The sequence below is a fragment of the Amycolatopsis sp. WQ 127309 genome, assembly GCF_023023025.1.
Classification (GTDB): domain Bacteria; phylum Actinomycetota; class Actinomycetes; order Mycobacteriales; family Pseudonocardiaceae; genus Amycolatopsis.
The window spans coordinates 145,634-159,431 of record NZ_CP095481.1; the positions used below are offsets into that span (position 1 = coordinate 145,634).

The following is a 13,798-nucleotide window of genomic DNA, read 5'->3' on the forward strand; positions in this document are numbered from 1 at the left end:
TGACCATCGCGGTACCGGACCACTTCGTTAACCGGTTCAGTTCGAACCACTCGATGAGGTGAGTACCGGTCACGCCAACGCCTTGGGAGGCGGCCAGCCGTGACCCACCGTGCCAGTGCTCTCCCCCCGTCGGGGGAGCAGTTCAGCAACGCCGAGGCCAAGGGCCTCTACCGGAGCGAATACGAACACGACGCCTGCGGTGTCGCGTTCGTCGCCGATCTCACCGGACGCCGGGATCATGCGATCGTCGCGAAGGCCCTGGTCGCGTTGCGCAACCTGGAACACCGCGGGGCGCGGGGCGCCGAACCGGATACCGGGGACGGCGCCGGGCTCCTGATCCAGATCCCGGACGAGTTCTTCCGCGAAGTCGTCGATTTCGCCCTGCCCGAACCGGGCACCTACGCCGTGGGCACCGCTTTCCTGCCCCAGGACGAAAAACGCCGCGGCCGGGCCATGACGACCATCGAGCGCATCGCGGCCGAAGAGGACATGCGCGTGCTCGGCTGGCGCGAGCTGCCGGTCGACCCCGAGCACTGCGGGCCGACCGCGGCCGAGACGATGCCGCACTTCACGCAGCTGTTCCTGGCCGCGCGCCGCCCGAAGCCGGAGCACGCCGACCCGCTGTCGATCGAGCGCAGCGCGTTCTGCGTCCGCAAGCGCGTGGAGCACGAGCTGGCCGCGGAAGACGTCTACTTCCCCAGCCTGTCCTCGCGCACGATCGTCTACAAAGGAATGCTCACCGAGCCCCAGGTCGAGCGGTTCTTCGCCGACCTGACCGACGAGCGCGTCACCAGCGCCATCGGCCTGGTGCACTCCCGCTTCTCCACCAACACCTTCCCGTCGTGGCCGCTGGCGCACCCGTACCGGTACGTCGCGCACAACGGCGAGATCAACACCCTCCGCGGCAACCGCAACTGGATGGACGCCCGCGAGGCGCTGCTCGAGACCGACCTGATCCCGGGCGACCTCAAGCGCATCTACCCGGTGATCACCCGCGACGCCAGCGACTCGGCGAGCTTCGACGAGGTCCTGGAGCTGCTCCACCTCGGCGGCCGGTCGCTCCCCCACGCGGTGCTGATGATGATCCCCGAGGCCTGGGAGAACCACCAGGAGATGGACCCGGCGCGCCGCGCCTTCTACGAGTTCCACTCGACGCTGATGGAGCCGTGGGACGGCCCGGCGCTGGTCGCCTTCACCGACGGCAGCCAGATCGGCGCCGTGCTCGACCGCAACGGCCTGCGTCCCGGGCGCTACTGGGTGACCGACGACGGCCTCGTCGTGCTCGCCTCCGAGGTCGGCGTGCTCGACATCGACCCGGCGACGATCGTCCGCAAGGGACGGCTCGAGCCCGGCCGGATGTTCCTGGTGGACACCGAGGCCGGCCGGATCGTCGAGGACGAGGAGATCAAGGGCGAGCTGGCCACCGCGCACCCGTACGACGAGTGGGTCGAGGCCGGGCTGCTGCACCTCGACGAGCTGCCCGAGCGCGACCGCGAGGTCCCGCTGCACGCCACGCTCGTGCGCCGGCAGCAGGCGTTCGGCTACACCGAGGAAGACCTCGAAACCATCCTCGAACCGATGGCCCGCACCGCCGCGGAGCCGATCGGGTCGATGGGCAACGACTCGCCGCTGGCGTCGCTCTCCAGCCGGTCGCGGCTCATCTTCGACTACTTCATCCAGCTGTTCGCCCAGGTCACGAACCCGCCACTGGACGCGATCCGCGAAGAGCTGGTGACGGCGCTGGGCGCGCAGATCGGCGCCGAGCCGAACCTGCTCGTCGGCAACTCGGCGTCGTGCCGCCGGATCGCGCTGCCGTTCCCGGTGCTCGACAACGACCAGCTCGCCAAGCTGGTGCACGTCAACGACGACGGCGACCTGCCCGAGTTCCAGGCCGTCACCGTGCTCGGCCGGTACAACGTGCACGGTGGCGGTGAGGCCCTGGTCAAGCGGCTCGACGAGATCCGCACCGAGGTGTCGGAGGCGATCGAGGACGGCGCGCGGGTGATCGTGCTGTCCGACCGCGGGACCGACGAGGACCACGCGCCGATCCCGTCGCTGCTGCTGACCGGCGCGGTGCACCACCACCTCGTCCGCGAGAAGACGCGCACGCAGGTCGGCCTCGTCGTCGAGGCCGGCGACGCGCGCGAGGTGCACCACATCGCGCTGCTCGTCGGCTACGGCGTCGCCGCGGTCAACCCGTACCTCGCGATGGCGACCGTCGAGGAGATGGCCCACCAGGGCCTGATCCCGGGCGTGACGCCGAAGGAGGCGACCCGGAACCTGATCAAGGCGCTGGGCAAGGGCGTCCGCAAGACGATGTCCAAGATGGGCGTATCGACCGTCGCGTCCTACACTGGCGCGCAGATCTTCGAGGCGATCGGGCTCGGCGAAGAGGTCATCGAGAACTGCTTCACCGGCACGACCTCGCGCCTCGGCGGCGTCGGCTTCGACACCCTGGCCGAAGAGGTCGCGAAGCGGCACCAGTACGCGTTCCCGGCCGACGGCGTCCGCGCCGCCCACCGCCAGCTGGAAACCGGCGCGGACTACCAGTGGCGCCGCGAGGGCGAGCCGCACCTGTTCAACCCGCAGACCGTGTTCAAGCTCCAGCACTCCACCCGGTCCGGGAAGTACGACGTCTTCAAGGAGTACACGAAGGCCGTCGACGACCAGGCCGAGAAGCTGCTGACGCTGCGCGGGCTGTTCGGCTTCAAGTACGGCGAGCGGCCGCCGGTGCCGATCGACGAGGTCGAACCGGTCTCCTCGATCGTCAAGCGGTTCGCCACCGGCGCGATCTCCTACGGCTCGATCTCGATGGAGATGCACCAGACCCTCGCCATCGCGATGAACCGCCTCGGCGGGAAGTCCAACACCGGCGAGGGCGGCGAAGACGCGGAGCGGCTGTACGACCCGGAGCGGCGAAGCGCCGTGAAGCAGGTCGCCAGCGGCCGCTTCGGCGTCACTAGCGAGTACCTCGTCAACGCCGACGACATCCAGATCAAGATGGCGCAGGGCGCGAAGCCCGGTGAAGGCGGGCAGCTGCCCGGCGCGAAGGTGTACCCGTGGATCGCGAAGACGCGGTACTCGACGCCGGGTGTCGGCCTCATTTCGCCGCCGCCGCACCACGACATCTACTCGATCGAGGACCTCGCCCAGCTGATCCACGACCTCAAGAACGCCAACCCGGCCGCGCGCATCCACGTGAAGCTCGTGTCCGAGGTCGGCGTCGGCACGGTCGCGGCGGGCGTCTCGAAGGCGCACGCGGACGTCGTGCTCATCTCGGGTCACGACGGCGGGACCGGCGCGTCACCGCTGTCGTCGATCAAGCACGCCGGCGGCCCGTGGGAGCTGGGCCTGGCCGAGACGCAGCAGACGCTGCTGGCCAACCGGCTGCGCGACCGGATCGTCGTGCAGACCGACGGCCAGCTCAAGACCGGCCGCGACGTCGTCATCGCGGCGCTGCTCGGCGCCGAGGAGTTCGGCTTCGCGACCGCGCCGCTGGTGGTGTCGGGCTGCATCATGATGCGCGTCTGCCACCTCGACACCTGCCCGGTGGGCGTCGCGACGCAGAACCCGAAGCTGCGCGAGAAGTTCAGCGGCAAGGCCGAGTACGTCGTCAACTTCTTCGAGTTCATCGCCCAGGAGGTGCGGGAGTACCTGGCGGAGCTGGGCTTCCGGACGATCGCCGAGGCCGTCGGGCACGCGGAGTTCCTCGACAAGCGCAAGGCGGTCGACCACTGGAAGGCGGCCGGGCTGGACCTGTCGCCGATCTTCCACGTGCCGGACATGGCCCCGGCCGGCCTGCGGCTGCAGCAGACGCAGCAGGACCACGGGCTCGAGAAGGCGCTCGACAACACGCTGATCCAGCTCGCCGAAGGCGCCCTCAACTCGGGTGACAAGGTGCGGCTGGAACTGCCAGTGCGCAACGTGAACCGGACCGTCGGCACCATGCTCGGCTCGGAGCTGACCAAGCGGTGGGGCGGCGAAGGCCTGCCGGACGACACCATCGACGTCACCTTCACCGGGACCGCGGGCCAGTCGTTCGGCGCGTTCGTGCCGAAGGGCATCACGCTGCGGCTCTACGGCGACGGCAACGACTACGTCGGCAAGGGCCTCTCCGGCGGCCGGCTGATCGTGCGCCCGTCGAAGGAGGCGCGCTACGCCGCCGAGGAGCACATCATCGCCGGCAACGTGATCGGCTACGGCGCGACGAGCGGCGAGATCTTCATCCGCGGCAAGGTCGGCGAGCGGTTCTGCGTGCGCAACTCGGGCGCGCTGGCCGTCGTCGAAGGCGTCGGCGACCACGGCGCGGAGTACATGACCGGCGGCCGGGTGGTCGTGCTCGGGTCGATCGGCCGCAACTTCGCGGCCGGCATGTCCGGCGGCGTCGCGTACGTGCTGGACCTGCCCGCGCACCGCGTCAACCCGGAGATGGTCGACCTCGACCCGCTCGACTCCGAGGACGCGGACTTCCTGCGCGAGGCCCTCGAAAAGCACTACGACGAAACGGAGTCCGCGGTCGCGCGCGCCCTGCTCGCCGACTGGGACGCCGGCGTCGACCGGTTCGGCAAGGTCATGCCGAAGGACTACAAGCGCGTGCTCGCCGCCCAGGTGCAGGCCGAACGCGACGGGCGCGACGTGAACGAGGCGATCATGGAGGCCGCACATGGCTGACCCCAAGGGCTTTCTGACCACCACGCGCGAAGAGCCGACGCGCCGTCCGGTCGACCTGCGGCTGATGGACTGGCGCGAGGTCTACGAGGACTTCGCGTCCACGAAGCTGGAGAAGCAGGCCGGCCGCTGCATGGACTGCGGCATCCCGTTCTGCCACCAGGGCTGCCCGCTCGGGAACCTCATCCCGGAGTGGAACACGCTGGTGTGGCGGGAGGACTGGCAGCAGGCGGCCGACCGGCTGCACGCGACCAACAACTTCCCGGAGTTCACCGGCACGCTGTGCCCGGCACCGTGCGAAACCGCGTGCGTGCTGGGGATCAACGACGATCCGGTGACCATCAAGCGCGTCGAGATCTCGATCATCGACCGCGCCTTCGCCGAGGGCTGGGTGACGCCGGAGGTGCCGGCCGCGCGCACCGGAAAGAAGGTCGCGGTGGTCGGGTCCGGCCCGTCGGGTCTTGCCGCGGCGCAGCAGCTCACGCGCGCGGGCCACAGCGTCGTGGTCCTCGAGCGGGCCGACAGGATCGGCGGGCTGCTGCGCTACGGCATTCCCGAGTTCAAGATGGAGAAGCACCGCCTGGACCGCCGGCTCGCGCAGATGGAAGCCGAGGGCACGGAGTTCCGCACCTCGGTGAACGTCGGCGTGGACCTGTCGGTCGCCGAGCTGCGGTCGTCGTACGACGCGGTGGTGCTGGCCGGTGGCGCCACGGACTGGCGCGACCTGCCGATCCCCGGCCGCGAGCTCGACGGCATCCACCAGGCGATGGAGTTCCTCCCGCCGGCCAACCGGGTCGCGTCGGGTGACCTCGAGTCGTCGCCCTTCGACGCTGCGGGCCTCGACGTCGTCGTCATCGGCGGCGGCGACACGGGCGCGGACTGCGTCGGGACGTCCCACCGCCAGGGCGCGCGGTCGGTGACGCAGCTGGAGATCATGCCGCGGCCGCCGGAGGCCCGGTCGGACGCCCACCCGTGGCCGACCTACCCGATGATCTACCGGGTGTCCTCGGCGCACGAAGAGGGCGGCGAGCGGCTGTACTCGGTGAACACGCAGGAGTTCGCGGCTGACGCCGACGGCCGGGTGCGCGCGCTGAAGCTGGTCGAGGTGCGCAACGAGGGCGGCAAGTTCGTCCCGGTCCCCGGTTCCGAACGCGAGCTGCCGGCGCAGCTGGTGCTGCTGGCGATGGGCTTCCTCGGACCGCAGAAGAAGGGTCTGATCGAGGACCTGGGCGTCGAGCTGGACGCGCGCGGCAACGTCGCACGCGACAAGACGTTCAAGACGAGCCTGGACAACGTGTTCGTCGCGGGCGACATGGGCCGAGGCCAGTCGCTGATCGTCTGGGCGATCGCGGAAGGCCGTTCCGCGGCGGCGGGCGTCGACGCGTTCCTGACGGGCCGCGGCATCCTGCCGGCCCCGATCGCCCCGACGGACCGCCCGCTGACGTGAGACCCGGCGGCGGTGCCAGAGTCGTCACCGCCGCCGGCGCCGTCCCTTTCCCGGGGTGGGTTCACAGCTCGTCGAACCCGGTGCTCAGCGCCCGCGTTCGACGGGACCGCCGGCACAGCCCGAAAGTCCGGCCAGAGCGGCCGGCGTCGAATTCCCGGTGCCGGGCGGAACCGTTGTCAGCTGTCGAGCAGCGCGCTGCCCAGCGGGGTCAGCGAGTGCAGCACCGTGTTGCGCTCCCGGTGCGTGATGATCAGCCCCGCGCGGCGCAGGACCGTCGCGTGCTTGCTGACCGCCGACGGCGTGACGCCCAGCCGCGCCGCCAGTTCGGACGTGCTGCAGCCGACCGCCAGCACCGTCAGCGCCGCCGCGCGGGTCGGGCCGAGCAGGTCCGCCAGCGCGTTGCCGCGCACGGGCCGGGCCGCGCGGTCGGGCCCCGACCCGTAGAAGGCCTGGCGGACGCACGGGTAGAGCAGCCGCGGGATCCCGCCCGGGGCGGGCGTGACGAGCGCCGGGCACACCGCGAAGTACGTCGGCACCAGCAGCAGCCCGGTGCCCTCCGACACGGGCCCGCCGGCGGTGCGGTCGTCGGTCTCCAGCACCGGGGGCGCCCAGCGGACCATCGGGCGCAGGCCGGTCAGCAGCGCGTCGACGCCGCCGTGGAGCAGCACCTGCGTGCGCATCCCGAGGTCCGCGTCCACCTGGGCGCCGACGAAGTCCCAGCTCGGCGCGAGGGCCAGTTCGTGGTAGTCCTGCATGGCCTGGACCAATCGCGGCAGGCCCGCGGTATCGCCGTCGGCGAGCGCCGTCGCCCAGCCCGGGAGCTCGTGGTCGGCCGGCGCGGTGCGCAAGCCGATCTTCAGCGCCGTCGGGTCCGTCTTCAGCACCGCCGTGAGTCCCGACTCCAGGTCGTAGCGGCCCGCGGCCGGCAGCAGGAACTCCGGGAGCGGCGCGTCCGGGCGGCAGAGCCACATCAGCACGGCCGCCGAGTCCGGCAGGCCCTGCCACACCCGGTGCCGCCAGCGGTTGAACGCCGACGACGCCGCGTTGCGCCCGCCGTCACGCCGTTGCAGGACCTGCAGGCTCGCGGCGAGCTCGGCCATCGGGTCGGCCGCGGCGGCGAGCCCGACGCGGATCAGGTCGTGCAACGTCAGCTCGATGCGCACCGATGGCCCCCCGGGTGTCTGTCCCCCTCTATCGGCCGCCGTACCGTTCCGTTACACCGCTGACCAGCGTCTTTGCCGCTCCGGGAAATCTGCTCGACGAGGCAGGAACTCCCCTGAATGATGGCTTTCAGAGGCCCGCTTTCGGGGGTTTGAGGGTCTCGACGAGGGGGATTCGCCGGTTTTGCCGCGCGCCGGGTCCATGGTGGCCCGGGGCTGGGTGGCGCCTGCCTTCTCCCCGTCTTCAGGTGCCATCCAGATGCCGAAAAGGGGAACGATGACGAAGATCAAGCGACTGATGGTGACGGTCGCCGCGGCGGCGGGCCTGCTGGGCCTGGTCGCCGTACCGCAGGCCGGCGCGGCGCCGGCCGATGGCAAGGGGGATGTGAAGGTCTCTTCGCTGGCCGGGGTCACGCTCCGGCACTCGAAGGTGGCCGACGCGGCGAAGCAGCAGCGGTCCACCAACCGCGCGGCGGCCGACGTCGACCCGGGGCCGTGGCTGATCGTCTCCGCTCAGTCCGGCCGTTGCTGGGACGCGGATCTGAACACGATCGGCGCGAACGGCACGAAGGTGCAGCTCTGGGACTGCAACGACACGGCGCCGAACCAGGCGTTCTGGCTGACTCAGAACCCGGAGGGCTTCTACCGCTTCCAGAACTACCAGAGCAACCGGTACCTCGACGCCGACCTGAACTCGATCGGCAAGAACGGCACCAAGGTCCAGCTCTGGGACTTCATCGCCGGTGGCAAGAACCAGTGGTGGGCGGGCACCGTCAACCCGGAGGGCTACCTGCGGCTGCAGAGCGGCGCGAGCACGCGCTACCTGACCGCCGAGGGGTCGGCCGGGACGAACGGCACGCGCCTGCAGCTGTGGGACTTCATCGCGGGCGGCACGTCCCAGTGGTGGTCCTGACCAGTTGATCGGCTAGTCGTTTGAACGGAACGCGGGTCCCGGCCGGGGCCCGCGTTTCCGTTTCCGTAGCAATTACGCGTTCACCTTAATCTTTCGTGTGAAACCGCCGAGCGGGTGGCGCGAAGCCGCCCGTTCGTTGCATTCTGTGTTCAGGGGACCCGGCCGGCCGCAGGGGAGGAGCCGGCCGGGTACCGCCGCTAGGCGGTTTACTTGGGGAGGGGACCCTGATGTCTGTCGATCTGTCCACCACACTGTCCTGGACCACGGCGAGCGGTGACGCCGCCACGATGCTCGGCGAGTTGCAGCCGAACATCCTCAAAGCGCACGTGCGCGACCACCTTTCCGCGTTGTTCCTGACGTTCGGCGAGCCGGCGGCGGCGCGGGCGTTCCTCGTCTCGGTCACCGGGAAGATGAAGTCCGCCAAGGAACACCTCGCCGAGGTCGGCGGGTTCAAGAGCGGCGGCGCCCCCGGGACGCCGTACGTCGGCGCCGGGCTCACCGCGGCGGGCTACCGCGCGCTCGGCGTCGAGAACGTCCCGCAGGACGAGGCGTTCCTGCGGGGCATGGCGGCGCCGGACACGCGGCGGAAGCTGAGCGATCCGCCGCGCTCGACGTTCGATCCGGGCTACCACGGCGAAATCCACGCCGTCGTGCTCGTCGGCGACGCCACCGACAAGGCGATGACCGCGCGGCGCAACGAGATCCTCGACCTGCTGCCGGACTCCGTCGCCGTCGTGGCGGAGGAAACCGGGCTCGGCCGGGTCAACGCGCGCGGCGAAGGCATCGAGCACTTCGGCTACGTCGACGGCCGCAGCCAGCCGTTGTTCCTCACCGAAGACGTCGACGCGGAAAAGAACAACACCGACGGCATCAACGTCTGGAATCCGGCGGCGCCGCTTTCCCAGGTATTGGTGCCCGACACCGCGGCGCCGGATCCCGGCGTGCATTTCGGCAGTTACTTCGTTTTCCGCAAGCTGGAGCAGAACGTGCGCCGGTTCAAGCAGGCGGAAGCGGACCTGGCCGACACGCTGAGCCTCACCGGCGACGACCGCGAGCGCGCCGGCGCGATGATCATCGGCCGGTTCGAGGACGGCACGCCGCTGACCACCCAGCGGGAGGACGGCGCCGAGAGCCCGGTGTCGAACAACTTCACCTTCGACAGCGACCGCGACGCGCTCAAGTGCCCGTTCCAGGCGCACATCCGGAAGACGAACCCGCGCGGCTCGGGCGGCGCGGAAGCCGCGGCCGACGAACGCCTGCACCTGATGGCCCGCCGCGGCGTCACCTACGGCGAGCGTCCGGACGACCCGAACGCCGACCTGCCGCCCGGGGCGCGCCCGAGCGGCGGGGTCGGGCTGCTGTTCATGGCCTTCAACTCCGTGCTGGGCAACCAGTTCGAGTTCACCCAGGCGATCTGGGCGGACAACCCGGGCTTCCCGATCGTCGACGGCGTCACGCCGGGCCTGGACCCGGTGATCGGCCAGGGCGCGCGCGGGTCGTCGGACTACACGGTCGACTGGGGCGGCTCGGCGCAGCGCGCGGCGGAGCCGGTGCCGCAGTCGGTGACGCTCAAGGGCGGCGAATACTTCTTCATGCCGTCGCTCGCCTTCCTACGCTCGCTCTGATTACCCGGTACCTTTACCGCTCCTGGTGAAGCGGCGAAAGGGACGGGCTTGGACCGGCACGAACGGCTCAGCGCACTGCTGGACATGGTGGGGCAGCGGGACAAGATCGACGTCGAGGCCTCCGCGGAGGAGCTCGACGTCTCCCCCGCCACGATCCGGCGGGATCTGGACCACCTGGCCGGTCGCCAGCTGCTGACCCGCACGCGGGGCGGCGCGGTGGCGAGCAACGTCGCGTACGACCTGCCGTTGCGGCACAAGGCCGCGCGCAATGCGCCGGAGAAGCAGCGCATCAGCGCGGCCGCCGCACGGCTGGTCGAGCGCGGGATGGTGCTGGGCCTCAACGGCGGCACCACGAGCACAGAGGTCGCCCGCGCGCTGGCGCTGCGCCCGGAGCTGGCCGAGCGCGACGGCTCGCCGGCGCTGACGGTGGTGACGAACGCGCTCAACATCGCCCACGAGCTGGCGGTCCGCCCCAACATCAAGATCGTCGTGACGGGCGGCGTGGCCCGCCAGCACTCCTTCGAGCTGACGGGCCCGCTGGCCAGCCTGTTCCTCGACCAGATCACCCTGGACCTGGTGTTCCTGGGCGTGGACGCGTTCGACCCCGAGCGCGGCGCGTACGCCCACCACGAAGGCGAGGCGAGCATCAACCGCCTGCTGGCATCGCGAGCGCGTCAGGTGGTGGTGATAGCGGACAGCGGCAAACTGGGCGGCCACGCGTTCGCCCGCATCTGCGACACCACGGCGGTCCACCAGCTGATCACGGACTCGGGAGCGGACCCGGACCAGATAGCGGCCTTCGCAGCGGCGGGAGTCGAGGTCGTCACGGCCTGACCAGCCGTCGGTGGTGACGTCGCCGGGCGGCCCGCGGCGAGGTGTCCGGCGATGACTACACCCCAGCGAGCGGCCCGAGGCCCCTTCCGCTCCGATCGGCGTCGCGCTCGGCCGGTGTGGAAACCCCCAGCCCCCCAGACCAGCCCCCACCACTCCCTGGGGGGCGTCCCACGTCCAGTCTATCGCCCCTGACCTGCAAAAACGGGCTCCGGCAAATCTGTGGACAACTGCCCGGCTGTGGACAAGCGACTTGACACAGCCGGGCAGATCCGTCAGAGACGTCAGAGACACAGCCGGGGCGGATCCGAAAGAGGCACAGCAGCTCCGTCAGCGCGCCGCCAGGGCACAGCAGCTCCGTCAGTGCGCCGCCAGCCGGTCCAAGGCCAGCAGCCCCGCCCCCAGCCGCCCGGCCTCGTCGCCCAGCTTCGCGATCCGCAGCTCCGGCATCCGCTGGAAAGTCAGGTGCGACGCCAGCCAGTCGCGCACCGGCTCGAGCACGTAGTCCGCCGCCGTGAACAGCCCGCCGCCCAGGACGATCACCTCCGGGCCGAGCAGCGTCAGCAGCGTCCGGATGCCGTGGCCGAGGCCGTCCAGCGCGTCCTGGACCACCTCCACCGCGACCTCGTCGCCGTGGCGGGCCAGGTCGACGACCTCCCGCGCGCCGTCGGCGGGGCGGCCCGTGCGTTCGGTGTAGCGGCGGGCGATCGCCGCCGCCGAGGAAATCGCCTCCAGGCAGCCGGTCGCGCCGCAGCCGCACTTCAGCGAGTGGCCGACGTCGATGTGGCCGACCTCGCCCGCCTGCCCGCCCGCGCGGTGGATGCGGCCGTCGAGCAGCAGCGCGGCCGCGATCCCGGTGCCGACCGGGATGAACGCCGCGTTCCGCGCGCCCTGTCCGGCGCCGACGCGGAACTCGGCGATGCCGCCCGCGGTGACGTCGTGGCCGAACGCCACCGGCAGCCCCAGCCGGTCCTCCAGCAGCTCGCCGAAGTGGACCTCGCGCCAGTCGAGGTTGGCGGAGAAGTGGCAGATCCGGGTCTCCTCGTCGACGATCCCCGGCACCACCACGCCGACCGCGGCCGGTGTCACTGTGCCGGCCTGCCCGGCCAGCATGTCGACGATCTCCGCCACCTGCTCGGCCAGCGCCGTGCCGTCCGCGCTGCGCGCCGTCTCGGCCCGCAGCGTCGCCTTCGGCTGCAGCTGCTCGTCGAGCAGCGCCGCCTTGATCGTCGTACCGCCCACGTCGAGGGCCGCCACCATTCGAGTCACCGGCGCATTGTCACATTGACGGGCCCGGAAGTGCGGACCTACGCTCAACCGGCAAGACGACGGAATCCGGAACGCGGTGCAAGTCCGCGCGGTCGCGCCACTGTGACCCCCGCCAGGGGGAAGCCAGACCCGGACCGTCGTATGAACCCCGATGAGGCCGCGAAAGCCCGAGGAGGCCCCCACCATGTCGCAAGCGGCAGTCCCCGCCGTTCCGCTCCCGGTCCGGATCCCGATCCGTGAGATCGTCCCGTGGGCGGTGTTCGTGGTGCTCCTCGCCCTGATCGCGGTGTACTTCGTCAGCGCCGAGCAGGGCGCCACCTCGATCTTCGCGAACATGTACGTCCACGAGTTCGTGCACGACGGCCGGCACCTGCTGGCCTTCCCCTGCCACTGATCGGCGGCACGTACTCCCATGATGAAGTCCCTGCTGGTCCGCGGCATGCTCGCGGGCCTGATCGCCGGCGTGCTCGCGTTCGGTTTCGCCTACGCCTTCGGCGAGCCGCCGGTCGACACGTCCATCGGGCTCGAAGAGACCCTTTCCCACGACCATGCCCACGGGACGGACGCCGACGCCGGCGCCGGGCAGGCCGCCGAAGCGCCCGAAGAGGAGCTCGTCCCCCGCGACATCCAGAGCACCGTCGGGCTGCTGGCCGGCGTGCTGGTCTACGCCGTCGCGATCGGCGGGCTGCTCTCACTCGCCTTCGCGTTCGTCCAGGGCCGCCTCGGCAGCCTCCGCCCGCGGGTGACGGCGTTGCTGCTCACCGGCGGCGCGTTCGCCGTGGTGTTCCTGATCCCGTTCCTCAAGTACCCGGCCAACCCGCCCGCGGTGGGCCAGCCGGGCACGATCGGCTCGCGCACCGAGCTGTACTTCGGGTTCGTCGCCGTCTCCCTGCTCGCGGGCATCCTCGCGACGGTGTTCGGCCGCAAGCTCGCGGACCGGTTCGGCGCGCTCAACGGCTTCCTCCTCGCCGCGGCGGGCTACCTCGTGGTGGTCGCCCTGGTGGCGTGGCTGATGCCGGTGGTCGACGAGGTCCCCGCGGCTTTCCCGGCGTCGACGCTCTGGCGTTTCCGGACGGCGTCGATCGGCACCCAGGCCACGCTCTGGCTCGCCCTGGGCCTGTCTTTCGGGGCCCTCGCGGAGAAGTCGCTGACCAAGAAGACCCCGGCCGCCGTTATTTCGTGATCAAGAACCAGGCGTCGCTCCTCTAGGGTTCCCCGCCGGGTCGGGGGACTCCGGAGGGGAATCTTGTTCGACGAAACACGCTCCACGCTGTCCAGCCACGACCAGACGACCGTCCGCGGGCTCGTCGATCCCGCCGGGACCGACGGGTTCGCGATCGCGTCGCTCGTCTGCGGGCTGCTCGGGCTCGTCCCGCTCGGCGTGGTGTTCGGCTGGCGCGCGCTCGTCCGGATCGGCGGCAGCGGCCGGTCCGGACGTGGGCTCGCGATCGCCGGGCTGACGGTCAGCGTGGTCTGGCTGGGCTTGGGCGTCAGCCTGATCACGACCGGGCCGAAACACGTCACGCAGGCGGCGCCCGGCCCGGACCACATCCAGGGCTTGGCGATCGGCGACTGCCTGGACGCGGACGGCGAGCAGGTGATCCGGGCCGCCTGCGACGCGCCGCACGACGAGCAGATCGCCGACCGGGTCGACGTCAGCGGCGGGTACGCGACCTACCCGGGGCTCACCACGCTGCGGGAGCTGGCGCAGCCGTTGTGCCGGATCGCGGGGGCGGCGTACTTCACCCACGGCACCCCGCCGCCCGACCTGGAGTTCCTGGCGCACGTCCCGACCGAGTCGTCCTGGAACGCCGGGGCCCGGGAGGCGACCTGCACCTTCGGAAAGCCGGACGGCAAGCTCGCCGGGCCGCTCCAGCCCTGACCG

General features: G+C 71.1%; 10 protein-coding genes and 1 riboswitch. Of the genes, 8 read left to right on the forward strand and 2 right to left on the reverse strand.

The features are described from left to right. The first annotated feature begins 99 nt into the window (after positions 1 to 99). Both gltB and MUY22_RS00665 read left to right on the forward strand, forming a co-directional pair. Positions 100 to 4,671, forward strand: a complete 4,572-nt coding sequence (gltB, locus tag MUY22_RS00660; RefSeq protein ID WP_247055863.1) for a glutamate synthase large subunit — start codon at positions 100 to 102, stop codon at positions 4,669 to 4,671. Further along, positions 4,664 to 6,115 (forward strand): glutamate synthase subunit beta, encoded by a 1,452-nt coding sequence (locus tag MUY22_RS00665; protein WP_247055865.1) that lies wholly within the window; start codon positions 4,664 to 4,666, stop codon positions 6,113 to 6,115. The genes gltB and MUY22_RS00665 overlap by 8 nt, the downstream gene beginning before the upstream one ends. A 176-nt stretch (positions 6,116 to 6,291) precedes the next feature. On the opposite strand, the gene MUY22_RS00670 is transcribed toward MUY22_RS00665, so the two are convergent. After that, a complete protein-coding gene (locus MUY22_RS00670; RefSeq protein ID WP_247055867.1) occupies positions 6,292 to 7,278 on the reverse strand; it encodes a helix-turn-helix transcriptional regulator in 987 nt (328 codons plus the stop codon). Between the two features lie 274 nt (positions 7,279 to 7,552). Here MUY22_RS00670 and MUY22_RS00675 point away from each other — a divergent pair, with 274 nt between their 5' ends. The 3 genes from MUY22_RS00675 to MUY22_RS00685 all read left to right on the forward strand — a co-directional run bounded on the left by MUY22_RS00675 (position 7,553) and on the right by MUY22_RS00685 (position 10,647). Beyond that, positions 7,553 to 8,188: an RICIN domain-containing protein gene (locus MUY22_RS00675; RefSeq protein ID WP_247055869.1), complete on the forward strand. Its 636-nt coding sequence runs from the start codon at positions 7,553 to 7,555 to the stop codon at positions 8,186 to 8,188. A gap of 227 nt (positions 8,189 to 8,415) precedes the next feature. Beyond that, the gene (locus MUY22_RS00680) at positions 8,416 to 9,813 is read left to right on the forward strand and encodes a Dyp-type peroxidase (RefSeq protein ID WP_247055872.1); all 1,398 of its coding nucleotides are present in this window, start codon (positions 8,416 to 8,418) and stop codon (positions 9,811 to 9,813) included. A gap of 48 nt (positions 9,814 to 9,861) precedes the next feature. Beyond that, positions 9,862 to 10,647 carry a DeoR/GlpR family DNA-binding transcription regulator gene (locus MUY22_RS00685; protein ID WP_247055884.1) on the forward strand — a complete coding sequence of 262 codons (786 nt, stop codon included), beginning with the start codon at positions 9,862 to 9,864 and terminating at the stop codon, positions 10,645 to 10,647. Positions 10,648 to 11,004: 357 nt separating this feature from the next. Here the strand turns inward: MUY22_RS00685 and MUY22_RS00690 are convergent, their stop codons facing one another. Then, positions 11,005 to 11,904, reverse strand: a complete 900-nt coding sequence (locus tag MUY22_RS00690; RefSeq protein WP_247063553.1) for an ROK family protein — start codon at positions 11,902 to 11,904, stop codon at positions 11,005 to 11,007. A gap of 11 nt (positions 11,905 to 11,915) precedes the next feature. Then, a riboswitch (cobalamin riboswitch) is annotated at positions 11,916 to 12,067 on the forward strand. Between the two features lie 30 nt (positions 12,068 to 12,097). Between MUY22_RS00690 and MUY22_RS00695 the strand changes: the two genes are divergently transcribed. The 3 genes from MUY22_RS00695 (at position 12,098) to MUY22_RS00705 (ending at position 13,795) form a co-directional block, all read left to right on the forward strand. Further along, positions 12,098 to 12,307, forward strand: a complete 210-nt coding sequence (locus tag MUY22_RS00695) for a CbtB-domain containing protein (protein ID WP_247055886.1) — start codon at positions 12,098 to 12,100, stop codon at positions 12,305 to 12,307. A gap of 18 nt (positions 12,308 to 12,325) precedes the next feature. Next, positions 12,326 to 13,096, forward strand: coding sequence for a CbtA family protein (locus MUY22_RS00700; RefSeq protein WP_247055888.1), 771 nt, complete (start codon positions 12,326 to 12,328; stop codon positions 13,094 to 13,096). A 63-nt stretch (positions 13,097 to 13,159) separates the two neighbouring features. Beyond that, positions 13,160 to 13,795, forward strand: a complete 636-nt coding sequence (locus MUY22_RS00705) for a DUF4190 domain-containing protein (protein ID WP_247055890.1) — start codon at positions 13,160 to 13,162, stop codon at positions 13,793 to 13,795. The last annotated feature ends 3 nt before the right edge of the window (positions 13,796 to 13,798 follow it).